Annotated in this window: 12 protein-coding genes; 10 read left to right on the plus strand and 2 right to left on the minus strand. The window is 72.1% G+C overall.

The window, feature by feature from the left end:
* Both WME89_RS19510 and WME89_RS19515 read right to left on the minus strand, forming a co-directional pair.
* Entirely contained in the window at positions 1 to 8979 is an 8979-nt protein-coding gene (locus WME89_RS19510; protein WP_438010622.1) for a neuraminidase-like domain-containing protein, read from the minus strand.
* Positions 8980 to 9340: 361 nt separating this feature from the next.
* Positions 9341 to 10237, minus strand: a complete 897-nt coding sequence (locus tag WME89_RS19515; RefSeq protein WP_438010623.1) for a polysaccharide deacetylase family protein — start codon at positions 10235 to 10237, stop codon at positions 9341 to 9343.
* Between the two features lie 180 nt (positions 10238 to 10417).
* On the opposite strand from WME89_RS19515, the gene WME89_RS19520 reads away from it, so the two are divergent.
* The 10 genes from WME89_RS19520 (at position 10418) to WME89_RS19565 (ending at position 24523) form a co-directional block, all read left to right on the plus strand.
* Positions 10418 to 11305, plus strand: coding sequence for a LysR family transcriptional regulator (locus WME89_RS19520; RefSeq protein WP_438010624.1), 888 nt, complete (start codon positions 10418 to 10420; stop codon positions 11303 to 11305).
* A gap of 69 nt (positions 11306 to 11374) precedes the next feature.
* Entirely contained in the window at positions 11375 to 11740 is a 366-nt protein-coding gene (locus tag WME89_RS19525; RefSeq protein ID WP_438010625.1) for an antibiotic biosynthesis monooxygenase family protein, read from the plus strand.
* On the plus strand, positions 11737 to 12483 hold the full coding sequence (locus WME89_RS19530) for an AAA family ATPase (RefSeq protein ID WP_438010626.1): 747 nt from the start codon (positions 11737 to 11739) through the stop codon (positions 12481 to 12483). Before WME89_RS19525 ends, WME89_RS19530 begins: the two co-directional genes overlap by 4 nt.
* Positions 12484 to 12616: 133 nt before the next feature.
* Positions 12617 to 13027: a nuclear transport factor 2 family protein gene (locus tag WME89_RS19535; protein WP_438010627.1), complete on the plus strand. Its 411-nt coding sequence runs from the start codon at positions 12617 to 12619 to the stop codon at positions 13025 to 13027.
* A 171-nt stretch (positions 13028 to 13198) separates the two neighbouring features.
* Entirely contained in the window at positions 13199 to 14806 is a 1608-nt protein-coding gene (locus WME89_RS19540; RefSeq protein ID WP_438010628.1) for a hypothetical protein, read from the plus strand.
* A 320-nt stretch (positions 14807 to 15126) separates the two neighbouring features.
* Positions 15127 to 16341 (plus strand): hypothetical protein, encoded by a 1215-nt coding sequence (locus WME89_RS19545; RefSeq protein WP_438010629.1) that lies wholly within the window; start codon positions 15127 to 15129, stop codon positions 16339 to 16341.
* A 76-nt stretch (positions 16342 to 16417) separates the two neighbouring features.
* Positions 16418 to 16669: a LysR substrate-binding domain-containing protein gene (locus WME89_RS19550; protein WP_438010630.1), complete on the plus strand. Its 252-nt coding sequence runs from the start codon at positions 16418 to 16420 to the stop codon at positions 16667 to 16669.
* 187 nt (positions 16670 to 16856) lie between these two features.
* Positions 16857 to 18299: a hypothetical protein gene (locus WME89_RS19555; protein ID WP_438010631.1), complete on the plus strand. Its 1443-nt coding sequence runs from the start codon at positions 16857 to 16859 to the stop codon at positions 18297 to 18299.
* Between the two features lie 10 nt (positions 18300 to 18309).
* Positions 18310 to 23199: a sigma 54-interacting transcriptional regulator gene (locus WME89_RS19560; protein ID WP_438010632.1), complete on the plus strand. Its 4890-nt coding sequence runs from the start codon at positions 18310 to 18312 to the stop codon at positions 23197 to 23199.
* Between the two features lie 49 nt (positions 23200 to 23248).
* Complete coding sequence (locus WME89_RS19565; protein WP_438010633.1) at positions 23249 to 24523, plus strand: hypothetical protein; 1275 nt, start codon at positions 23249 to 23251, stop codon at positions 24521 to 24523.
* Positions 24524 to 24742 lie beyond the last annotated feature (219 nt).

Here is a 24742-nt window from a genome sequence, read left to right on the forward strand (position 1 = left end):
TCACACGCTCCCTGAAGCCGTGTAGTGGACGATCAGCGCGATATCGTCGATCTCCGCGGCCGGCGCCGCCGGAGCGGCGCCCTGCGCCGACAGCACCCAGGTCCCTGTCCTCGCGCCAGGACAAAGCTTGTCGCTGCGGACCAGACCCGTGCTGCCGGGCGGGAGCTGGAGATCGATCACCTGGAGATTTCCGGGGGAAGGCTGCAGGTGCATATCGAACGAGAGCGCCTTTCCGGGCTTGAGCTTCACGTAAACCTCGACCCGCTCGATCTCGAGCTCCTTGTTCCGGAGCTGGAACGGGAAGCGCTCGGGGCCCAGGGCGAGCTCGAGGGTGTGATTCCCGGCCTCGTCCAGGAAGCCCTGCCAGCCGACGGAGAACTCCTGGCGCAGGCTGAACATCCGCGCGAGCGGCGTGCCCTCCGCGCCCTCGAGCCACCCGTCGCGCGCGGCGCGCGCCGCGTTGCGCAGCGGGACGCCCCCGTCGCGGGCCGTGTAGCGCAGGTGGATGACCACGTCGGAGAGGGTGTCCATGTCGAACGCCTGATCTTCGAGCGGCAGCTCCAGGCGCCACGTGGACTCGGCGCCGGCGCCCTCGAAGGGCAGGTAGCGCTCGTCGCGGAAGTTGAGCTCGAACATCCCGCTGTCGTTGTCCGCGTGGCTGGTCGCGATCGACTGGACCGGCGTGAACCCCTGCGCGACGTGGGTCTCCGGCTGATCCGCGTAGTCGCCCGACGCGTCCGGGTTGAAGCGCACCTTGCTCGACTGGAGCCGCAGCGTGCAGTTGACCGCCGTGTACGGCCCGGTCACGCACGGCAAGGTCAGGCTGACGCTCTTGATGCGGCGCATGTAGTGGCCCGGGTAGTCCATGTCGAACAGCGCCTCGGGGAGCGTGACGACGCACGAGCCGGTCGACTTCACGGTCATCAGCGCGACCGGATCGTGCAGGAGCAGCGACACGTGCTTCGTGAGCTCGAGCTCGCGCCGGTCGTGCTCCAGATACGCGAGCTCCAGGCGCTTGAGGTCGAGGCTGAGCCGGTCGCCGGCCAGCAGGCCCTGACGCAGGTTGTCCCAGTGGCCGAACTGGATGTACGACGACGAGCTCACGCCGCGCTCGAAGCGGAACGCCTTCTCGGCGCGCTTGGCGGTGTCGTAGGCGAGCTGGAACGCCTGGCTGTACACCGCGGCGACCTGCCCGGCCATCCAGTCGTAGAGCTCGTCGCGCGTGAACTTGTCGCGCAGGTAGGCCTGCGCCTCGCGGGCCTGCTCGGTCTGGAGGTCGTGCGCCGCGAGCTCCTTCTCGGTGATCGTCACGCGCAGCTCGGCGGCGGCGATCTGCCGGTCGATCTGCGCGAGCTCGCGGGCCGCGAGGTCCTCCTGCAGCTTCCAGTCGTCCCAGCGCCGCTGGTAGCCGCCCATCGTGGCGCTGACCGCGGCCGCCTCGCGCAGGAGCGAGATGGCGACGGACGCCGCCTTGGCGCCGGCCTCCGCCGACGCGCCCAGCTTGGTGCCGTCCAGCGTCGTGGTGAGCGCGACGGGGCTGGACATGCCGGCCCCGCCCGCCGTCACCGTGGGCAGCACGTGCGCGGCGGCCGCGCCGGCCATCAGCAGCTCGGTGACGGCCTGCGCGATCGCGGCCGTGCCGCTCATCGTCAGATGACCGGTCTCCCACAGGTTCATGTATTCCACGTCGCGGTAGAACGCGTGGCGCCGGCTGACCACCTCGCGCGCCGCGCGCAGCGACGCGAGCGACTCGCGCGCCTCGGTCACCTGGCGCTCCTTCACCTGCCGCAGGGTGTCGAGCAGCTGCACCTCGTGCCCGGCGCGCAGCGCGGCGAGCGCCTCCGCGTCGCGCTTCTCGCGCGCGGCGAGCAGCGACGCGCCGAGGGACCTGACCTCCCCGCACAGGTCGTTCGCCCGCTGGAGCAGCACCTGGAACCGGTGGTGCGGCGCCGGGGCGCTGACGTCGTTGATCACGGTCGTGATGTCCACCCCCGCCGCCGCCGCCTGCACGAGCAGCGCCGGATCGATGGGCGGCTCGAAGAGCGGCAGCTGCCGCACGGCCCCCTCGATGTTCATGCAGTGGCGGATCTTGAACAGGCGATCGGCGACCGTGTCCCAGAAGCCGAGGAGCTTCTCGTTCGGCGGCACGCAGAAGTAGAGCAGGCTCGGCAGGACCAGCGCCTCGCCCTCGTCGCCCCCGGCGCCGACGATCGAGGTGACGAACGACTCGACCTCGACGAGCGCGTTCGAGAACGCGTCGAGCAGCGGCTCGAGCTCGCGGTAGGTCTTGGGCGCGGCGGTCGCGCGCGGCGGGATGGTCCGCGGGCGCGGGCCGAGGATGTCGGCGGCGAGCACGTAGAGCTGCGTCGCCTCGTTGATCGACTCGATCGTGTCGCGGCGGAAGAGCTGGTCGGCCCACCGGATCAGGTTGTCGATGTACTTCATCACGACCGTCTTCTGGTAGGCGGCGAGCCGCATCCGGGCGATCAGGTGCGGGTTGAACGGGTCGCGCCGCCACGCGTCGATCTGCCGCCCGAGCTCCTCGGCCTGCGGGTTGTTCGCCTCGAGCTCGAGGAGCAGCGTATCGATCGCGATCGGTTGCATGGACTCGTAGAACGGGCGGAGCTTCCAGAACCGCCCTGGCACCGGATCCGTCGACCCGGTGGTCGGGTCGAAGATGGTGTGGAACCAGCGCTGCGCCTCCTCGAAGCGCTGATTCTCGCTCAGGCGGTCAGCGATGAGCAGCGGTGCGTGGAAGAAGAGCTCCCAGTTGTAGGCGGCGTAAGCGTCGTTCGAGGCGAAGTTGAACCTGTCCACGGGTATCGGGCCGCTGACCGCCGCCGTCTGGCTGTACGTGCTGCTGAAGTAATCGCGGCTCTTGAGCTGCAGCGGCGGCGAGCTCCGCGACCAGTCGAGCAGCCCGTCCAGGACCCCATGGCGGCGCAGCTCGCTGATCATCTCGCAGACGTAAGGGTGCTGGAACGTCTCGAAGCGCAGCTGGTGGCGCGGAGAGATCTGGGGGATCCGCACGCGGTCGTGGGTGCGATTCGCCCAGTCCTCCACCTCGAGGCGCCCGGTCGCGACGATGTTCGAGGTGTCGGTCCATGCCATCACGCGCATGCCGGGGAAGGCGAAGTTGGCCAGGCGCAGCGACGGCGAGCTCGTGGGAACGGGCGTGACGAGGAAGCTGCGGGTGCCGTCCTCGTAGACGAACGGGGCGTCGGCGAGGAAGTCCTCGTCTCCGTGCGGCAGGACGAGCCGGAAGGAGCCCGGGGTCTTCCGGAGCACCGTGAGCACCTCGCTGTTCGCGGTGAGCTCCTTGGTCGTCGTCGATTTGATCATCCCGACGGGCACGTACAGCCGGCCGTCGTTGAAGACCGAGGGCGACTCGACGAGCGCCATGCGGTTCTGCCTCGCCTGGCCGGGCCGCCGCCGGTGGAACGTGCGGTCCTGGGAGGTGAAGTCGTTCAGCCGCCACGTCCCATTGCAGCCGGAGGTCACGAACTCGCCGCGCCGGTAGCTCAGCGTCCAGGTGGGCTCGGCGTCGACGAAATCGCTCAGCGAATCGAGGCACTCCACCACGATCTCGCTGGACTGCTGGATCACGCCCTCTCGCGAGTAGGCCCGGAAGTAGAGCGTCGCGCCGAAGCCCTGCTGCGACTTCAGGTTGGGCACGCGGAGCGGCGGCGCGTCCACGACGCGCCGGGCCGTCCACTTCCCGTCCTCGTACTCGCTGTACGCGAGCTTGATCTGGACATCGGTGACGGGCGGAATCCCCTTCTGGTTGGAGCCCTGACCCTCCCTCGGGATCTCCTCGAGCATGGCCCAGAAGAGCAGCAGCCGGTCCTCGTGGACGACCGGGAACAGGTGCTCGCTCTGGATGTCGAGCTCGATCTTCTCCCACGGCGTCCATGTCGCGCCGCGGATGAGGCGTCGATAGAAGTGGACGTGCGGCGCGCCGCGGGTGCGGGCGAAGACGTGCAGCACGTCGGGGGCGGCGGCGGCTCCCTGGACGTAGCGCTTCTTCTGCTCGGGCAAGAGCGCCATCACCTCGGGCCGCGCGACCTGATCGAGCTTCTCCAGGTAGCCCCGGAACGCGCGCTCGGCGCTGCGCTCGTCGAGGTCGCTCTGCAAGAGCTCGTTTTCGAGAGCCTTGAAGAAAGGGGTCTTGTCGTCGCGCAGCTCGGGCTCGATCCAGTTCTCTGGATACAGGAAGACCTTCCGGTTGGCCTCCCACACCCGGTAGCTCTTGAGCCACGTCCACTCGTGGGCCGCCTCGTCGTCGAGGACGACGCTGGGCTCCAGGCGGAGGAAGGCGCGCTGGATGAAGAGCTGGACCGAGCCGATCGCCTGCTTGATGCGCGAGGTGAGCTGGCACGGGCTCATCTCGACGTCGACGAGGAGCGCGGCGAAGAGGTCGTTCGAGCTCGCGTAGCCCTGCTTCCAGACCAGGAACTCCACGAGCGCCCCGCGCTGGCGCTCGCGCAGCACGTCCCGCAGCGGCCGCGCGACGGCGGACCACGCCTCCTCGCTGTACTTCGCCTTGACCGCATTGCGGATGTCGGCCGCCGTCGCCCGCGCGTCGGCGGGCGCCGCGTCGGCCTCGGCCCAGGGCTGCACCTGCGCGGCGGACATGCCGAGCCGCGCGAGGACGGCGCTCGCGTCGGCGAGCCGCACCAGCCGCTGATCGAGGCCGAGCCCCGCGAAGGCGGCCGTGAACCACCCTCCCGTCCCCGCGAGCGACGAGAGGTCCTCCAGCGGCCAGCCCGTCCGCTTGGCGATCTCGGCCAGGAGGTCGACCGGCTGCCCCTCGGCGTCCACGCCCGTCGCGTGCATGCGGAAGAGCTCGGCCAGGGCCGCCGCGCCGGCGGGCAGCGCGTCGCGCACGCGCAGGAGGGCGGCGAGCCGCGACCAGCCGTCCAGCAGCAGGGCTGGCGGCGCCGGGGTGGGCTCGACGGGCACGTCGTTCAGGTCGAGCCACGACGGGTCGAGCACCCACTGGATCTCGTCGGCGGTGAGCTTCAGCCGGTGGATGAGGTCGGCGATCTTCTCGAGGCGCACGAAGGCGCGGCGCCGCTGCGCGTCGGAGGGGACGGGGCCGCCCCCGAGCCCGCCGAGGAAGTCGGCGATCGCCTTGCGGGCCGGATCGACCTCGGCGCGCAGCGTCTCGGTGACGAGCCGCGCGATCGTCGGCGCGTCCAGGTCGAGCTCCTCGCCGAGCCGCTGGCGCACGAAGAGCTCCGCCGAGAGCGGCTCGCCAGCGCCCTCGGGCGGCTCCGCCCCGCTCGCGATCCGCGCGAGGCCGGCGGTGAGATCCGCGAGCGCGGCGTCGATGCGGGCCGGCTCGAGGCCGAGGCCGCTCGCGGGCTGCGCCACGTGGCGGAGGAGGTGATCGAGCCGGGCCACGCCGAAGCGCGTCGCGCGCACCGCGAGCGCCACCTCGACGAACCGCCGGGTCACCGCCGGGCTGGTCGTGTTGAACACGTCGATGCCCGACAGGGCGTGCAGGGCGAGCAGGTCACGCAGGGGCAGCTTGAGCGCGCGGGCGAGCGAGGCGGCCCGGAAGAGCTTCGACAGGTTGGCGAGGTTCATCGCGCCGCCGCCCACGAGCGGCGGCACGCCGAGCGCCGCCTGGCTCGCGACGCCGTCGGTGAGCAGCGCCAGCTCGGCCGCGCTCAAGCGCAGCGCGGCGAGGATGGCGGGCGCGTGGGCGGCGAGCGACTGGCCCGTGTCCGCGAGCTCCGAGCCGCTGCTGTTGAGCTGGAACGCGGGATCGATCGGGTTGACCACGGCCTTGTTGAGGAAGAGCCGCTCGTACAGCGAGCGATCCTTCGATGTGGGCCCGGCGTGCGTCTGGAGCGGCCCCCAGAAGGCGAGCGCCTCGATGACGGGCACGCGCAGCTCGGCCTGCAGCCAGGCGACCTGCGCGAGCCTGACCAGCTGCTCGTCGGACGTGCCGGCGCCCAGCACGGAGAGCGCCTGATCCAGCTCGGCCGCGGACCAGCCGAGCGCGCGGCGCAGCCGGGTGAAGCGGTTCATCCGGTGGAGCGCCTGCGCTTCCAGGGCCGGAATGCGCAGCTCCGATGTCCTGCTGGTCAGCGGGTCGGCGCCCGCCGCCGCGCTGATCTGGAGCAGCCCGCTCGGGTTGACGTGGCGCGTGTGGAGCATCTGCGTGAGCTCCTCGTAGGTGATCGCGAGGCGGTGAATCAGCACCGCGACGTGCCGCAGCACCGCCTCCCAGCTCCCCGTGATCGGGCTCTGCGACGCGCCGGTGGGATCGGGGATCGAGTTGCCGTTCTGCGAGAGCCCCCAGTGCAGCCACGGGGCGGACTGCTCGATGGTCTCCGGAGGCGGCTTGCCGTCGAGGAGCCTCCGATCCTCGCCGGAGAGGCGGAGCTGCTCGAGCGCGAGCTGGACGTCGTAGTCGGCGGGCTCGAAGCCGCTGCCGCGGCGGAGCGCCTCCATGAGGCGGGCGCGGGGCACGCCCAGGTGGTCGAGGTAGATGCGCGCCTCCTCCTGCCCCAGGTTGAAGGGGAGCCGCCACGGGTAGTGCTGCGTGGCGAGGAGCTCGTAGGCCTTGTCGTGGACGCTCTGCTGCGACGGCGGGAGCGGCTGAGGGTGGGCGGCGAGCTCCGACGCCGAGCCGGTGGTCGCGATGTGATCGGGGAAGGCGACGTCGGGCGAGAGCGCCGTGTTCCCGACGGCGTACTCCAGGATCTCGTTCACGAGGTCCACGTACGGGACGGTGGTGTCCGTGTTCTCGCACGAGAGCTCCAGACGGGCGATGTCCGGCCGCCGATCGAGCAGCACGTCACGGGCCGACTTGAGGCTGCCCGGGAGCGTCGTGTTCTGCTGCTCGAAGATATTGAACCTGGTCTTCGGCGTGGTGGACGCCGCCGTGGAGAGCTGGCGCTCGAGGAACTGCAGGAGATCGACGAGGTACGCGGCAGGGCTGTAGACCGAGCGGCAGTGGTCGCACGTGGCGAAATCCAGCGAACCGAAGAGGGTTTGCCAGTCCGCGATGAGCTCGACGTCTTCCTGTGAGAACGGCTGATGCTGCAGCATCACATGGACCGGCGGCCCGCTGAACGCGGCGTGGTTGCGCGCGACGAGGGCGTGGGAGGCCGCCGTGACCTTGCGCGCGCCCGCATAGACGGCGCTCGCCCGCTCCTGCCCGAGCGCGGGGCCGGCGAGCTGGGTGAAGCGGGCGCGCCCCATGCGGACGATGCTCTGGGCGGAGTCGAGCCCGTAGCCCATCAGCGTCTTGATCTCGGAGGCAGAGGGGGTGATCTTGTGCAGCCTCTCCATGCCGGCGAGCTGGGTGGCCACCACGGCAGGTTGCGCGGCGAAGGAGAGGGCGTTCGGCGTGTAGCTGAGATAGGCGCGGAGCCGGGTCGTCCCGAGCTCGAAGTTCGTCTGCTCATTGAGGAAGCGCACGGCGTCGGCGAGGGCCGGGGCCGCCGTGCCGAGGCGACCGGCGAGGGCGGCGCTGGGGAACTCCCTCTCGAGCGTCCAGGTCAGGACCGAGGCATAGTTCTGCTTCTTCTCCTGCGCCGTGGCGCCTGGCACGCTGGCGGGGACGCCGATGGGCGCGCCGTTGACCGTCTGGTCGAGCACGGCGAGCCAGTCGCTCACGTCGCGCCGCGCCAGATCGCGCATCGACTGCACCGCGCCGGACGCGAACTGCTCGTTCAGCTTCTTGACCAGCGGCAGGTGGTCGCGCGTCACCGCGCCGAGCTGCAACGTTCGCTGGGTGTTCGTGACAGCGCTCTGCGACAGGAGCGGCACCGGGCTGCGGAGCCCGTTCCAGAAGCCCGGGATGCTCCCCTGGAGCCCGACGTAACGATCGAGCACCACCTGCCTGTCGCTCGGGGTAGGCAGGGCGCTCGCGAGCAGCTGGTCCAGCGATCCCGCGCCGGCCGTCCGCTCCTCGGACGCGCTCGCCACGACGAGGGGCTTGAGCTGGGCCAGCACCGCGTCGATCTCGGCCTCGGTCCTCCGCATGATGACGCGCTCGCTGGACGCCCAGGCGATGGCTTCGCGCAGCGTCGGGAGGCCGCGCGAGAGCAGCTCCGCGCGGGTGGCGGGGAGGCCCCACCGGAGCAGGCCATAGAAGATCTCGGGGTCGATGCTGGTCCCGACGGCCATCCTGGACGCCTCAGCGGCCCTGGCGAGCTTCTCGCGATCCACGCCGGAGCTGCAGGCCACCAGGGCGAGGCTGTCCTCGTCGAGGGCCGCGAGCGAGCGCTCCCCGAGGGCGGGCAAGGCAGCGTCCGTGACGCGCGAGTGCTCGGGCACCCCATAGGACTGCTCGTCGTCGATCGCGACGTCGAGGACGGCGGTCGCCGGCGCGTGGCAGAGGCGGGCGGTGGCCAGCGGAGTCTCGCTGTCCTGGACATGCACCTCGAGATCTGCATATTGCTTCCCGGCGCGCCCGAGCTCGCTCCGGGTGTAGCCGAACTGGTAGAACCCGGCGGCGTCCGGCTCGGCCTCTCCGAGATGCGTGAGCGTTACTCCCGAGACGGTGAGGTTCCGATCGAACACATAGACCATCGGGTTGAAGAGCGGCGCGCCGCTCCGGGTGGTGACCCGCCCGCGCACGGTCCATTGCGCCGGCGACGCTGTGCCCACAGGGTTTGCCGGGTCGACGGCGACGCGCAGCGCGTCGGTCGAGCGCTCGCGCCACAGCAAGGAATCCCTCGTGTCGACGAGCAGCTGGTTGCCCTGGTAGACACGGAAGAACCCCGACACAGGGTGGCCGCCGAGGAGCGGGCGGAGCGCCGCCACGTCGAGCTCGATGGTGAACGTGCCGCGCGAGCTGGTCGTGGCAGCGGCGATGACCTGAGCCGGCGTGGTGCTCACCCACGCCTCGATCGTGGCGTTGTCCACGCCGGCCGTCACCTCGCCCGCAGCGAGGTTGTTGATATCGACGACGCGGCCGATGAGGGTGAGCTTTTGTTCGTCCTGTTCCATTGCCATGCGTTGACCTCTGGAGGGGGATTGATGGATCGACTCGACGAGCTCGCCGTCCGCTCGCGCGGGTATTGAGCGATTCGAGAAGCTTATATGTGCTGGTGGCCGCCTGCCATGTTGAGAAGCTGCCCGCGGAGACGGGATCAAGGGATCTCCGTCGTGATCCTGTTCTTGCGATCTGGCCGCGGCATGTGGACCCGTGGAACCGGTCGTGCCTGACGCATCGCATGACGATGCGAGGTCGGAATAACGCGCCTGCCGCCGTCGTTCGGGAGCGCCGGCGAGCACGCGCCGCTCGTCGAGCGGCGTGGCGCGTGCCGAGTACGAGGCCGGGAGCGGCGTAAACGCCGCCGCGCGGCGACGCCGGTCAGCGGTTCCGATAGTTCCTGTTGTACCAGTCGGCGAGCTCGCCGCCGGTCGTCAGCCAGACCTCGCGGCGCGAGGCGATGTGGGCGAGCGCTCTGGCGAGGTGCTTGCTGCGGTGAGGATGCCCGATCAGGAACGGGTGCAGGCAGATCGCCATCACGCGCCCCGAGCCGGCCCCGTCCTCGTAGAGGACGTCGAACTGGTCGCAGATCGTCTGCGCGAAGGCCTCGCCGGTCTGCCCTCGCTCGATGAAAGCCGCGAAGTCGTTGAGCTCGAGCGAGTACGGGAGCGACAGCACGGAGCCGCTCTTCACCCGCATGGGATAGGGCTGCTCGTCGTTGACCCAGTTGGCGACGTACTCGATGCCGGCCTCGGCGAGCAGGTCGAGCGTGCGGATCGACTCGCTCAGCCCGGGGCTGAGCCAGCCGCGCGGCCTCTTGCCGGTGCTCCGCTCGATGGTGTCGAGCGCGGAGCTCACGAGCTGCCGCTCCTCCTCCTCGGGCTGGGCGTTGATCAGCGTGGAGTTGGTCGTGCCGTGGCCCATCCATTCCCACCCGAGCGCGTTGCCGGCCTCGATGATGCGAGGGTAGTGCAGGCAGACGTCGGAGTTGAGCGCCGCGGTGCCCTTGACCCCGTGCTTCTCCATCACCTCCATCAGCCGCCAGACGCCGACGCGGACGCCGTAGTCGCGCCAGGAATAGTTGAGCACATCGGGCACGAGGCTCGTGGTCGTCGCGGTGATGGAGCTCGACGGGCGATCGAACAGGAAGTGCTCGATGTTGGGAATGACCCAGACCGCCACCCGTGCGCCGTCTGGCCAGCGCAGCGGGGGGCGGTCGACGATGGCGGAGTACGGAAACCGATCGTGATGCTGCGGGACTGCTGAAGATCGCGACATTGCCTGTCTCCCTCGTCAGGAACTGGACCCTGCGCGGCGCCGGAGCCGGCCGCGCGACGTGGGCGAGGCGACCCCGGCAACCACGTCGGAGGGCAGGATGAACGCGTTCGACACCATGGACAATCGGGCTATAATTCCGAACATATCGGACATGGTTGTCCGGAATGGAGAGGGGTCGAGATGGACAACCTCGGCGCGCTCAGCGCCTTCGTTCAGGCCGCTCAGGCCCGGAGCTTCACCCTCGCGGGGCGGCAGCTCGGCGTGTCGTCCTCGGCGATCGGCAAGGCGGTCGCGCGGCTGGAGGAGCGGCTGGGCGTGCGGCTCTTCCACCGCTCGACGCGCACGATCACGCTGACGCCGGAGGGCGCGCTCTTCCTGGAGCGGTGCCGGCGCATCTTCGCCGAGGTCGAGGCGGCCGAGCTGGAGCTCGCCCGGACGCAGGGCGCGCCGAGCGGCAAGCTCCGCGTCAGCATGCCGCTCGCCGGCATGCTGATGATGCCGGCGCTCTGCGCGTTCATGCGAGCCTACCCCGAGGTCGAGCTCGACCTCGACTTCACGGACCGGCTCGTCGACGTGATCGAGGAGGGCTTCGACGCCGTGGTGCGCGCGGGCGAGGTCGACGACTCACGGCTGATGGCCCGCACGCTCGGCGCGTTCCGGCTCAAGCTCGTCGGCGCGCCCGGCTATTTCGAGCGGAGGGGCGTCCCGCGGGAGCCGGGCGACCTCCGCTCCCACGCCTGCCTGCACCACCGCTACGCGACGAGCGGCAAGCTCGAGCCATGGCCGCTGCGCCGCGGGCGCAAGCGCGTCGAGATGGAGCTGCCGACGACGGCGGTGGCGAACACGATCGAGCCGCTCATCCACATGGCCGAGCAGGGGCTCGGCATCGCCTGCCTGCCGGACTTCGCCATCCGCCAGAGGCTCGACGACGGCGCGCTCGTCGCCGTGCTCGAGGGGCACACCCATCACTCGGGCCTGTTCCGGATCCTGTGGCCCTCGAGCCGCTACGTGTCGCCGAAGCTCAGGGTCTTCGTGGACTTCATGGCGCAGCACCTCTTTCCGGCATGAGGAGGGCGCGACGCGCAGCCGCGCGCAGCGGGGATCCGGTACCCTGAGCGAGCTGTCGAAGGAGGTCGCATGATCCGACGGATATGGCACGGCTGGACGAGCCCCGAGAACGCAGACACGTACGAGGCGCTGCTGAAGACGGAGATCTTCCCGGCGATCCTGGCGAAGCGGGTGCGGGGCTTCCGCCGCATCGAGCTGCTCCGGCGCCCGCTCGGGGACGAGGTCGAGTTCGTCACCATCATGTGGTTCGACTCGCTCGAGGCCGTGAAGGCGTTCGCCGGCGAGGATCACGAGACCGCGTACGTGCCAGCGAAGGCGCGCGCCGTGCTCGCGCGCTTCGACGCCCGGTCGCAGCACTACGAGCTCCGCGAGGCGCGAGAGGGTGAGGACGAGGAGGCCAGCGAGCGCAGCGCCGGCGATGCGACGCCCGCATGAAGCGCGCCCACCTCCAGTCCGGCTTCATCCGCTCCGTCCAGCTCCTGCGCGAGCGGGTCGCCGACTTCTCGAGGTACCCGTTCAGCATCCCCGCCGTGCGCGCCCTCGACGAGCTCGAGCTGCACCCGAAGGTGACCTTCTTTGTCGGCGAGAACGGCTCCGGCAAATCGACCCTCATCGAGGCGCTCGCGCTGCTGGCCGGCTTCAACGCGGAGGGCGGCTCCAAGGGGTTCAACTTCTCGACCCGGCGCTCCGAGTCGGAGCTGCACGGCGCCATGCGGCTCGTCCGCGGGCCGCGCCGGGAGAAGAACGGGTTCTTCCTCCGCGCCGAGAGCTTCTTCAACGTCGCCACCCAGGTGGACGAGCTGGCGGTGACCGAGTTCTACGGCGGCACGTCGCTCCACGAGCAGTCGCACGGCGAGTCGTTCCTGGCCCTCATGAAGCACAGGTTCAGGGCGGACAGCCTCTTCATCCTCGACGAGCCGGAGGCGGCGCTGTCGCCGGCCAGGCAGCTCACGCTGCTCGCGCGGATGCACGAGCTCATCGAGGAGGGGCGGTCGCAGTTCATCATCGCCACGCACTCGCCCATCGTGCTGGCCTATCCAGAGGCGACGATCTACCTGCTCTCGGAGGACGGTATCGCGCCCGTGGCGTATGAAGAGACGGACCACTTCGCGCTCACGCGCGATTTCCTGCTGCACAGGGACCGCTTCTTCCGCGAGCTCTTCCGCGGCGATGCGTGAGGATCGCGCGAGCGACGGGGGGATGGGTCACGACGAAAGGAGGCGTGAACATACGTTTTCTTGCCACGACGCACCACGAGCGCAACAGGGTACCCGGGCACGCCGATCCGGATCACCATCGAGAGAGACCAACATGACGGAGCACGACACGACCCTGGCCGTCGAGGACCGCCTCGCCATTCATGAGCTGATGGCCCTGCACGGGCACCTCGTGGACGACGGCGCCATCGACGATCTCGACAGCTTGTTCACGGAGGACGCCGTCTACGACGTCAGCGCCCTCGGGTTTGGATCGCACCGCGGCCTCGAACGCCTGCGGGAGCTCTTCCAGTACAACGGGGACGGTAATCCCGTCGGGCACCACGTGACGAACGTCATGGTGCGGGTCGGCGACGACGGCGTGGTCCGGGTGCGATCCAAGGGGATCGGCGTTCTCGCGAACGGCAGCTCGGGGAGCGTGATCTACGAGGATATCGTGAAGCGCACCGCGCGCGGATGGCGGATCGCCGAACGCAAGGTCAGGAGGAAGGCGAGCACCCCCTGACGCGGCGGTTCGCCGCCATGACCCACGACGTCGCCACGACGTCGCCACGACGTCGCAACGACGTCGTGGGCGCGTGTCGTGATCGCGCGTTCGACGATCTTGCTTCTCCTGCGCGAGCGTCTCTGATATCAATTTATCATGAGACACTTGCGACAAATATTCGTATGTTCCGTGCTGGCGGCTCTTGCGATGCAGGTGGGTTGTGGACCGGAGGCGCCGGACGGCGTCGAGCAGGCGTCCGAGGTCGGATCCATCAGCCTCGCCCTCGTCGGGACCAGCGTCACGGGCGCGACGTACCGCCTGTCGAACGCATGGTTCGATATCTACGGTCCGACGAACCGGCTCGTCTACGGATCGACCGAGACGCCGGTGATCACGGAGGTGCTCCCGGTCGGCGGCTATGACGTATACCTCGAGCAGTACTGGGTCCTCGAGCGGTGGACCGACGTCGGTTACCAGCCCGTTCAGGCGGTCCTGACGTCGCCGAACCCGCTGCAGGTCTTCATCAACGAAGGCGCGACATCGACGGTCGTGTTCCAGTTCCGCGCCGACGGCGATATCATCTCCGTCGGCCAGGGGAGCCTCGACATCGTCATCGGCGTCGACGACACGGCGGCGCCGCGCGAGGACACCGACGCGGCCTGCAGCAACGGCTACGATGACGATGGGGACGGGCTCGCGGACTGCGCCGATCCGGAGTGCCAGTGGCTGTCCTGGTGCGCACCATGGCGCGAGGACACCGACGCGGCGTGCAGCAACGGCTACGATGACGATGGAGACGGGCTCTCGGACTGCGCCGATCCGGAGTGCCAGTGGCTGCCCTGGTGCGTACCGTGGCGCGAGGACACCGACGCGGCGTGCAGCAACGGCTACGATGACGACGGGGACGGGCTCGCGGACTGCGCGGATCCGGAGTGCCAGTGGCTGTCCTGGTGCATACCGTGGCGCGAGGACAACGACGCGGCGTGCAGCAACGGCTACGATGACGACGGGGACGGGCTCGCGGACTGCGCCGATCCGGAGTGCCAGTGGATGCCCGTGTGCGCACCGTGGGGCGAGGACACCGACGCGACCTGCAGCAACGGCTACGATGACGACGGTGACGGGCTCGCGGACTGCGCCGATCCGGGGTGCCAGTGGCTGTCCTGGTGCGCACCGTGGGGCGAGGACACCGACGCGGCCTGCAGCAACGGCTACGACGACGATGGTGACGGACTCGCGGACTGCGCCGATCCGGAGTGCCAGTGGCTGCCCTTCTGCGCGCCGTCGAGCATCTCGGCACAGTTCACTGACACGCTCGGCGATGACATTCCGGATATGTGGCCTGCTGCCGTGCTCGCGGATGCGACAGACGCGGACGACATCGTGCTGGAATGCAGAGAATGTGCAGATTGCGCGACATTGCGATGGAGCCTCGCGAGCGTGGGCTTCAGCCCAGAGCAGATCAGCGAGATAACCTTTTATTCCACGGCAAAGGAAGAGGTCGTCGGCGAGGAGGAGGATATCATGCAGTGGCCGGCAGGCTGCGTCGACTGCTTCGGGACCTCATGTTACCCGCGGTATAACTTCGTGTACTGGAGGGCGGGCAGCGGCCTGGCACACTTCCATCTGACCGAAACCGCAGACGACTGCAGCATTTCAGTGTGGAACGTCATGGGACCCCGGGATACGGACGGCTCCGAAGGAAACCTGTGCCGGTCCGGTGTCGTCGGAGGAGTATCCCAGCAGCCCAACAAGGTGGGCGAGTGGTTCCAGATTTCGATCGTGAACCCGCGGTAGGGGCACCGAGCAAAATCGGGTGCTGGAGCTCCCTGGCGTGGCATGAGCCGCTCCGAGCGAGCGCTCCTCGGCCATCTACCCGCAGACGAGCTCTTCGACCACGTGCGAGGTTCGGAGGTCGACGCCCGCAGCGTCCCGACGCGGCGCCTGCCGTCGGCCTCACCGCGGCGCGTCGCCCCGGGTGGACGCGCGTGGACGAGCCCGGAGCGGTCCGCGTACACCACCCGCGATGGCCGATCTCGGCAGGGCTGCGAACGGGCTCGGCCTCGTCGCGCCGGGCGCGGGCCGCGCGCGGAATGCATCTTGAACGGCCCTGATCCATGAGCGACGAGGCTGCGCATCCTGGTGACGCAGCGGGGGCCGCGGCGCTCCCGCTGACCGAGGCGACGAGCGAAGCGGGCGTGCGCCCGCGCCCGGTCGACGCATGGCTCGAGGAGCTCCTGTCCCGCGCGGTGCGCCGCTACAACCGCCGGCCTCGCCCCGCGACCATCGCGGCGTCGACAGGAGTGACCGAGCCGACCGACGCGCGCGCGGTCATCCGGCGCGCCTGCATCCGCTCGGCGCTCGCCGGCGGCGCGACAGGAGCGCTCTCGACAGGCGCGGCCGTGGCCACGGCCGAGACGCACGGGCTCGGCGGGCTCGTCGCGATCCCTGCCGCCGTGCTCGCGCTCGGCGGCGAGACGGTGCTCCGGCTGCTCCTGCACGTGCAGATGCTCTGCGAGCTCGCGGATCTCTTCGGGATCCGGTTCGATCCGGGCGAGCCGGCCGACGTGTGGGCGCTGCTCGCCCTCACGTTCGGCGTCCTGGAGCACCCCCAGGACACGGATGATCCATCGGGTGTGCTCGTGCGCTCGACGCGCGAGCGCGGCTCGGACGTGGCCAGGCAGCTCGCGGCGCGGCTCGCCGGCGAGAGCGTGGCGCGCAACCTGGTGCCCGTGCTCTCGGTCGCCTCGTCGTCGATCACGAGCTGGGTGGTGACCCGGCGCCTCGGGGATACAGCGCGCCGGTACCTGCGTTACCGGCGCGCGCTCGACGATGCGCTCTGCGACGAGGCGCTGCGCCCGCACCTCGATCGGCTGTTCGAAGGGCTCTGGTTCATCTTCACCGCCGACGGCCGCCTCAGGCCGGAGGAGACCGCGCTGCTCGCGGCCGTGCTGCGGCATCTGCCGGCCTCGGCGCGCGCTGGCCAGAACGAGCGCCTCGCGGACGACATCGCCTGGATCGAGCGCCTCCGCGCCGTGCCGGAGGGCGCGCGCGCCCCGATGCTGCGCGCGCTCGAGATCGCGGCGGCCGTGGACAAGGTCGCGTCGCTGCGGGAGCGGAAGCTCCTCGCCCACGCGGCGGCGGCCCTCGGCCTCAGAGTGGATGAGGGCGGGCTCGATCGGATGATCCGCGAGTTCGAGGAGATTGGCACCCTCGGGGTGGCGCACGCCGGCTCCGAGCGCGACGACCTCGCCCGCGGCGTCGACGAGGGGACGAGGTCGTCCTTGCGGTCGCCGCCGTACACGCCGCGCGCGATCATGAGGTCACGGTAGTTGATCGACGCGGCGCGGAGGCGCACGAGCACCTGCCCCGGACCGGGCCTGGGCTCGGGGCGCTCGGCGAGCGTCCATGCGTCGATACCCGAAGCGTTCGGGATCGTGGCGATACGACTTCCTCGTGAAGGACGCCCTGGCCGAGGGGATGCTGGTGACCGTGCTGGAGGGATTTCCGACGATGAGCTGGCCAATTCACGCGATGTACCCGAAGAACCGGCACCTCTTGCCGAAGGTTCGGGTGTTCGTTGATTTTCTCGCGGAGCTCTTCGCGCCGTCTGGAGCGACGCGCCGGGGAGGACGCCGGCGGAGCGCGCGGCGTAGGTGAGACGCTCGTTGATGGCGTGGAGATCGCGCGAATCGGGTGAGGCGGTTACCAGCTCCTGGTCGCCCCGCCGTTCCAGTTACCACCTCCACTGGTAACGGCCTCGGCGCGACGCTCGCAATCCATCTCGATCCAACGACCGGGCGCGATGGCCCGAGAGCTGCTTCAGGGACGGCCAGGAGGTTTTCCCATGGTAACCGCATCGACATCCCGCCGCCTCACGCTCCCCTTCTTCCTCCTCTCCACCCTGATCGCCGCGTGCTCCGGAACACCCGACAGCGGTAGCTCGCACGACGGCGAGCCGCTCGGTCCGGCGCCTCACGGTGGCCTCCCCGGCCAGCAGCCCGCGCGCGGCGTGACCCCCGCGCCCGATCTCGCGTACCCGGGCAAGGGCTTCATCGTCCACGAATGGGGCACCGATACCGTGGTCGTCGGCTCCGACGGCTCGCTGCAACCGGGGCTGCACCACGAAGAGGAGGACCTCCCCGCCTTCGTCTATGACCGGCTCGAAGCCGGCTCGCTCGATGGCTCGACGTCGACGAGCGTCAACGTGAAGATGGAGACGCCGGTAACTTACTTCTACGCCGAGGAGCCGCTCAAAGCGTACGTCCAGATGGCGTTCCCCAAAGGGGTCTTCACGCAGTGGTACCCCGCCGTCCACGACTTTTACCCGCCCATCTTCGCGCCCAACACCGTTCCTGGCGTGACGACGTACGCGGACCCGGCGCTCGACCCCGAGTTCCCCTTCGGCTCGCAGGCGTGCGCGGAGACGTACGGCACGATCGCGAGGGGCCTTCTCGAGTGGGGTACGATCGACATCCTCGGGCGCGACGGCGACATCCCCCTGCCGGAGGCGCCGCTCGATCGGTTCACGTGGGCCCATGCGCGCCAGGTCGGCGCCAACCCGCTCCGCGTCGCCGGCGTGCCCGGCGCGATGGAGGCGCCCCAGCACGAGCGCTTCCTGTTCTATCGAGGGCTCGGCAACTTCGACCTGCCCGTCCGCGTGACCGCCGGCACCGGCGGGGCGATCTCCGCCGAGAATACCCTCGGCGAGGCGATCGGCACCGTCTTCGTCCTCAACGTCGGCGCCTCGGCGGGGGCGTTCGTCGCGCGCCCCGAGGGCATCGCCAGCGGCGGCACGCTCGTCGAGCGCGCCCCCTCGCTCGACGGAGCGCCGCCCCTCGACGAGTTCGTCGAGGCGCTCGGCGCGAGCGTGATCGACGCCCTCGACGCGACCGGCCTGTACCACGACGAGGCCGTCGCCATGGTGAACACCTGGAAGCGCCAGTGGTTCCGGACGCCCGGTGTCCGGGTGCTCTACCTCGCTCCGGAGGCGTGGACCGACGCCTCGATCCCGCTCACCATCGATCCCACCCCTGACGACGTCGTGCGCGTCATGATGCTCCGCGTCGAGGTGCTCTCGCCCGAGATCGAGGCGGCCGACGTCGGCGCGGCGCGGCGGCTCGCAGACCCGTCCGTCGCCGGGGACGCCGCGCGCCACTTCGACGATCTCGGGCGCTTCGCCGAGCCGCGCCTCCGCCGCGCGCTCGCGCTCCTCGGCGAGCCCGCGTACGGCGAGCCCCTGCTCGCGCGCATCGCCGCCGGAGCGACGGCGAGCGCCTCGCGCGAGTAACCTCTCCGCCATGCACGCCCCGCGGCGCGAGCCCTTCGTGGCCCATGCTCGGTACGAGCCCGGCGAGATCCTCGGACAGGGAGCGCAGGGCGTCGTGGGGCGCGTGATCGACCGCGAGGCGAGGGGACGCGAGCTCGTCGCGAAGGTGTTCCGGGAGGGCGCCTTCCGCGAGGACACCCTGCTCGGCGAGTTCGCGCTGCTCGCGCGCCTGCGCGTCCCCGGCGTGGTGCGGGCGCACGATCTCGGGCGGGACGAGCGGACGGGAGCCCCCTTCCTCGTCGAGGAGTACGTGGCCGGCGACGACGCCGCGGCGTGGGTGCAGGAGGGCCCGGCCGCAGAGCGCCCGGCGCGGCTCGCGCGCGTGCTCGGCGGCGTCGCGAGGACGCTCGCCGCCCTGCACGACGCGGGGTTCGTGCACAGCGATCTCAAGCCGGCGCACGTCCGGATGCGGCCCCTCGGCGGGGGCAGCGCCGAGGCCGTGCTCCTCGACCTCGGGGCGGCGGTGTCGAGGGCGCGCGCGCCGGGCGGCGCCGTCGCGTTCACCTCGGCCTTCGCCGCGCCCGAGCTGCTCGCCGGGGGCGCGCCCTCGCCAGCGTCCGACCTCTACAGCCTGGGGGCGCTCGCGTGGTGCTCGGCCGCAGGGCGCCCGCCCGGGCCGTGGCGCGCGCGGCGCCCGCTGCGCGACGCCGCGCCCTGGGTCCAGCCGAGCGTGGCCGAGGTGATCGAGGCGCTGCTCGCGCTGCACCCGCGAGACCGCCCCCCCGAGGCCCGCGAGGTGCTCCGGCAGCTCGGCGTCGCGGCCGCGGAGGCGGGCATCGCCGTCGGGACGCCGCCTGCGCCCATCGGGCGCGAGCGCGAGCTCGAGGCGCTGCAGCAGGCGCCGTCACCGTCAGGCCGCGTGCGCTACGTCACCGGCCCGAGCGGCGCCGGCAAGAGCCACCTCGGCCGCGAGCTCGTGACGCGGGCGCTGCTCGCCGGGCGGAGCGCCCGGTACGTGGCGTTCCCGCGCGAGGCCGACCCGCTCCTGCTGCGGCTCATCGCGTTCTTCCGGGGCGCCGAGCAGGCGACGCCGTTCGTGACGCCGCCCGGCGACGGGCCCCCGCTCCTGCTCTTGCTGGACGACCTGGAGCAGGCCCCGGCCGAGCTGCGCGCCGCGCTCGACGCGTACCGGTGCCGGCCGGCGGCGCCGGGCGGCGCGGCGATCGAGGTGGTCGCGACGGTCCGGAGCGCGCCCGAGGGCGCGGCGTGCGTGGCGCTCGGTCCGCTCGGCGACGCGAGCTTCGGCGCGCTGTGCCGCGCGCTCGGCGTGGACGACGAGGCGAGCGTGCGCGAGGCCGCCGCGGCGTCCGGGAAGAACCCGGGGTGGCTCTTCGCGTCGCTCGGCCGCGTGCCGCTCACGAAGGACACGGCGATCGAGCGCGTGCGCGGCCTGTCGGCCGACGCCTGCGCGACGCTCGCGGCGATCGCGATCGCGGGCGGCGCCTTGCCCGAGGCGCTCTGCGGTCCCGGGTTCGGGCGCGGCGGTCGAGCGGACGCGCGGGGCGGCGGGCAGCCGGGCGCCTCCGGCGAGCGGGCCCTCGGCGAGCTGCTCGCGGGCGCCCTGATCGCGAGGCGGGACGCGGCGGCCGGCGCGCTCTACACGCTGTCCGCTCCCGCCCTGGCGAGGGAGCTCGCCGCGGCGCTCGCCACGCCGGAGGTCGCCGAGGAGGTCGCCGCGGCGCTGCTCGCGGATCCCGGCGCGCCCGCGTCGGCGCTCCTCTCGGCGGCGGCGGCGCCGTGCACGAGCGCCCGCCGCGCGCAGCTCCACGAGCGGGCCGCGGCGCGAGCGCGCGAGGCCGGGCTGCGGTCCGAGGAGATCGAGGCGCTGCTCGCGCTCGGCGAGGACGCGGACCGGAGGACCCCGGGGCTCCTGTGCAGGCTCGAGCGGCTGACGCGCGACGCGGGCGTGGGCGCGGCGCACCCGCAGGTCGTGGCGTGGCTCGACGAGGCGGCGCAGCGGGACGAGCGGGTGCTCGTGCTCGCGCTGCGGCGGCGCGCGGAGAAGAGCGCGCGCGACGGGGACGCGACGGCGGCGAAGGAGCAGGCGCTCGCGGCGCTCGCGGCGGCGCGGAGGCTCGGCGGCGGGGCGGCCGAGGCGTTCGCGCTGTCGACGCTGGGGCTCGTGGCGCTGATGCGCGCCGACTGGGGCGAGGCGGAGGCGTGGCTCGCGGAGGCGCAGGCGAAGCTGCCCTCGGCGGGCGAGAGCGCCGACGATGTGGAAGAGGTGGCGCGGCTCCACCACAACGCGGGTGTCGTCGCCCTCTACCGCGGCCAGGTGGAGGACGCCGTGCGGACGTTCGAGGCGTCGCTCGCGGTCAAGCGGAGCCTCGGGGACCGAGCCGGTATGCGGTCGTGCCTGATGAACCTGGGGATCGCGCTCGGGAAGGCGTCGCGCTACGAGGAGGCCTTCCGCGCGCTCGACGAGGCGACGCAGCTCGCGCGGTCGCTGGGTCAGGTGGCGGGGCGCGGGTGGTGCCTGTCGGCGCGCGCGGACATCGAGGTGCGCCGCGGCGACGCGCGCGCGGCGGAGCGCTGCATCGAGGAGGCGTGGGCGCTCGCGGCGTCGCTCCCTGCGGCGATCCAGGCCGATCTGGTGATCGCGCGGGCGAACGTGGCGTTGCTCGACGGCGACGGTGCGCGGGCGCTCGCGGCGCTCGCGGGGCTCTCGCAGGGCGTGCGGGCGAGCGACCCGCTGGTGGACGCGCGGGCGCAGGTGGCGGAGGCGCAGGTGTACCTCACGAAGCTGCCGGCGGAGCCCCGGCGGGCGGCGCGGGGGGCGATCCGGGCCGCGCGACGGGCCCGCGCGGCGATGCTCGCGGAGGTGGAAGCGCAGGCGCTCGACGTGGTGCGCTCGGCGCGGCAGGGCGCACGGCGGGCGCCGGCCGCGGCGACGGCGCGGGGCGGCGCGCGCGTGGCGCGGGGCGCACCGGCGGCGGCGCGGGGCGCACCGGCGGCGGCGCAGGGCGCACCGGCGGCGGCGCGGGGCGCACCGGCGGCGGCGCAGGGCGCACCGGCGGCGGCGCAGGGCGCACCGGCGGCGGCGGGCGGCGCGTATGCTGCTGGCGCAGGCATGGCGGCGGCGGGCGGCGCGTATGCTGCTGGCGCAGGCATGGCGGCGGCGGGCGGCGCGTATGCTGGCGCAGGCATGGCGGCGGCGAGCGGAGAGGACGACGCGCTCTGGGCGTGGCTCGCGTCGGTGGCGACCGCGGACGGCGCCGCGGACGCCGCCGTCGCGCTCGCGCGCGCCCTCGTGCAGCAGTCGGGGGCCGAGCGCGCGCTCCTCGCCGTGGTCGACGAGCAGGGGCGGGTGGTCGCGGCCTGGGGCGCCGATCTCGACGGGCTGGAGATCGCCGAGGCGGCCCGGCGCATCGCGCCCGACCTGGCGCAGCTCGCCCTGAGCCAGGCCGCGCCCGTCCACTACCAGCGCGACGTGGAGACGCCGGGCGGCCGCGGCTCGCGGCTCGTGCTGCGCGGCGGCGCGGGCCACGCCTCGATCGACGCGCGCCCGCTCACCCTGGCGGCGAGCGCGGCCGCCCCAGGTCCGGCGCTCCCCGGGCCTCCGCGCGCGCTCATCGTGGTCGAGCACCGATTCCGCCCTGCGTGCTTCGACGCCGTCACGGAGGTGCAGGCCGCTCGCTGGGCGTCGCTCGCCGGGCTCTTCCTGCGGCTCTTCGCCCGCCCCGGCGCGCCGGAAGAGCCCCGCCGCGAAGGCCCGGCGCCTCCCTGCCTCGCCTCGCTCGCAGAGCCCGCGCCCGATCTCCGGCGCGCCGACACGACCGTCGTGCCCGCGGACCAGCCGCGGAGGAGCTTCCCCGACATCCTGGGCCAGAGCGCCGCGCTGGGCCGGGCGCTCGCGCGCCTCGACGCGGCCATCGACAACGATCTGCCCGTGCTCCTCGCGGGCGAGACCGGCACGGGCAAGGAGCTCTTCGCCCGCGCGCTCCACGATCTCGGCCCGCGCCGTTCGCGCGAGCTCGTCGCCATCAACTGCGGCGCCGTGCCCGACACGCTCTTCGAGGCGGAGCTCTTCGGCCACGCGCGGGCCTCGTTCACGGGGGCCGAGCGCGCGCGCCCCGGCCTGCTCGCCCGGGCCGAGGGCGGCACGCTCTTCCTCGACGAGCTGGGGGAGCTGCCGCTCGCGCGGCAGGCAGTGCTGCTGCGGGCGCTGGAGTCGCGGCGCTATCGCCCGGTGGGCAGCGACGACGAGCGGCCGTTCGACGTGCGGATCGTCGCGGCCACGAACCGGGATCTCGCGCAGGCGGTCGCCGAGCGGGCGTTCCGGCAGGACCTGCTCTTCCGGGTGAACGCCATCGAGATCCACCTGCCGCCGCTCCGCGACCGGGAGGGCGACGTGCCGCTGCTGCTCGCCGGGTATCTGGGTCGGACGGGCGCCCCCATCGAGATCGCGCCGTGCGCGCTCGCGGCGCTCGATGCCTACGCGTGGCCCGGCAACGTGCGGGAGCTCGCGCACCTGGTCCAGCGCCTGGCCGCGCTCGGCGTGCGCCGCGTCGAGCTGGAGCACCTCCCGCGGGCGGTGCGAGCGAGCGCGCCGCGAGCGAGCGCGCCGCGAGCGAGCGCGCGCCGGACGCCCGCCGCCGCCGAGCGCCCCGCGTCGCCGGCCCGACCGCTGATGGCCGGACCCGTCCCGCCGCCGGCCGCGGGGAGGGGAAACTCGGGCGAGGCACGCCATGCGCTGGCCGAGGACGATGAGCGCGAGCCGATCCGGCGCGCGCTCGCGGAGACCGGCGGGAACATCAGCCGCGCGGCCGAGCGCCTCGGCATCACGCGCCACGGTCTGAAGAAGCGCATGGTGCGCCTCGGCATGCGCGCCCCCTCCGGATCGCAGAGGAAAGCGGAGTGAAGGCGCTGCCGGCAGAGCGGCGAGCAGACGCAGTATTGGAGGACTCTTTATGAAGGGCAGCGGTTCCGGAGTACTGAACACATCGAGGCTCGAGGAGGAGCACCAGCAAGGCCGCGCGGCGGGAAAAGCGGTCTCTCCGATCTTCCCGCGCCCCTGCCATCGAGGACCGAGCTCTCTCCGTGGATGGAGCGGGCGGTTCGCTCTCGCGCTGCTCGTCGCGGGCTGCTCGCCTGCGGTCGTCGACGACTCGCCGGCGCACCTGCCGGACGGCGGCGGTGGCGCCTCCACCGCGCCGTCCTCGCCCGCCGCGTGCGACGCCTCCGCGGCCGACGGCGTCGCCGTCTTCGACTCGGACGTCGATGCAGGCGACCCGCAGGCGCCCGGGGCTCCCGCCTACGCGATCGACGGCTGCTGGCTCGTCTACGTCGCGGCGCCCGCGGCTGGCGACCGGAGCGGCGATCTGAAGCTGCGCGATCTCGGCACGGGCGAAGAGCTCCTCCTCGCGCCCGCCGCGGAGGAGCCCCGCCGGCCTGCGCTCGCCGGCGACGTCGTGGCCTGGGAGGCGACAGAGAATGGCACACGCGTGGTGCGCGCGCGCTGGGGCGGCGAGGCCGGGACGATCCCCGGCCCGTTCGATCACGCGGGCGAGCCGCGCGTGGAGGGAGACGCGGTGGTGTTGACGGGCTGGCTGACCGCGGACGAGGCGGGCGACACGGACATCTTCCTGTACGAGCCCGGCCAGGCCGAGGCGGTCCGCATCGCGTCCGGCCCGGGGCAGCAGCGTTTTCCGGACATCTCGGCGACGCACGTCGCCTTCGCCGATTTCTCCGAGGATCCCGACGGCCGCTTCGACCAGGACGAGCGCGATCTCGCGGACATCGTGGTCCATGATCGACGCACGGGGCGCGCCTCCCCGCGCTCCCGCGAGGGCAAGCAGGCGTTCCCGATGCTCGGCGCCGGAGAGAGGGTGGCCTATCTCGAATGGGAGTGGCTTCACCCGGAGCCCAAGCTCGAGCACTTCGATCTGGTGATCGGGGACATCGCCGCTCCCGGGAGCGGCGATGTCGTGGCGGCGAGCATCGAGATGGCGGGCGCGCCGTACGTGCTCCCCGCGGTCCGCGGCGAGCTCGTCGAGTGGGTGGAGCGGCCCGAGGGGGGCGAGGCGTCCTTGCGGCGGAGGCCGGCCGATCTCTCGGCGCCCGCGGCCGAGGTGCCCGGCCTCTCGGGGCTCGAGCTGTTCGGGCCGTCGGCCTCGGCGACGATCACGGTGCTCGCGGCGCGCTCGCCGGGCGGCGAGCTGGAGCTCCGCGGTATCGCGCGGTGATCCTCAGGGCCGCCTGCCCGCAGGCTGGCTGCGGCGTGAAGGCGGCCCCTTCGACGACCTGGCTGGCTTGCTCGCCTTGGCCCACCTTCCATCTCCGCGTCATTCCATGCGAATGACGCGTCCTGGATCTGGTGTGGATACGCCCCGGGCTCCCCGGAGGAGGCACGCCGCCATGAGCGCCACGCTCGATTCGCGGCGCGTTCAAAGGACCCTCGACCA

It is taken from the genome of Sorangium sp. So ce321 (genome assembly GCF_051530195.1).
GTDB lineage: Bacteria > Myxococcota_A > Polyangia > Polyangiales > Polyangiaceae > Sorangium.

What these genes read in the sequence shown, in the direction of transcription:
- WME89_RS19565 (WP_438010633.1), top strand. Translation starts at nt 23,249, where the DNA reads ATGAAGGGCAGCGGTTCCGGAGTACTGAACACATCGAGGCTCGAGGAG.
- WME89_RS19520 (WP_438010624.1), top strand. Translation starts at nt 10,418, where the DNA reads ATGGACAACCTCGGCGCGCTCAGCGCCTTCGTTCAGGCCGCTCAGGCC.
- WME89_RS19535 (WP_438010627.1), top strand. Translation starts at nt 12,617, where the DNA reads ATGACGGAGCACGACACGACCCTGGCCGTCGAGGACCGCCTCGCCATT.
- WME89_RS19555 (WP_438010631.1), top strand. Translation starts at nt 16,857, where the DNA reads ATGGTAACCGCATCGACATCCCGCCGCCTCACGCTCCCCTTCTTCCTC.
- WME89_RS19525 (WP_438010625.1), top strand. Translation starts at nt 11,375, where the DNA reads ATGATCCGACGGATATGGCACGGCTGGACGAGCCCCGAGAACGCAGAC.
- WME89_RS19510 (WP_438010622.1), bottom strand. Translation starts at nt 8,979, where the DNA reads ATGGCAATGGAACAGGACGAACAAAAGCTCACCCTCATCGGCCGCGTC.
- WME89_RS19515 (WP_438010623.1), bottom strand. Translation starts at nt 10,237, where the DNA reads ATGTCGCGATCTTCAGCAGTCCCGCAGCATCACGATCGGTTTCCGTAC.
- WME89_RS19530 (WP_438010626.1), top strand. Translation starts at nt 11,737, where the DNA reads ATGAAGCGCGCCCACCTCCAGTCCGGCTTCATCCGCTCCGTCCAGCTC.
- WME89_RS19545 (WP_438010629.1), top strand. Translation starts at nt 15,127, where the DNA reads ATGAGCGACGAGGCTGCGCATCCTGGTGACGCAGCGGGGGCCGCGGCG.
- WME89_RS19560 (WP_438010632.1), top strand. Translation starts at nt 18,310, where the DNA reads ATGCACGCCCCGCGGCGCGAGCCCTTCGTGGCCCATGCTCGGTACGAG.
- WME89_RS19550 (WP_438010630.1), top strand. Translation starts at nt 16,418, where the DNA reads ATGCGTCGATACCCGAAGCGTTCGGGATCGTGGCGATACGACTTCCTC.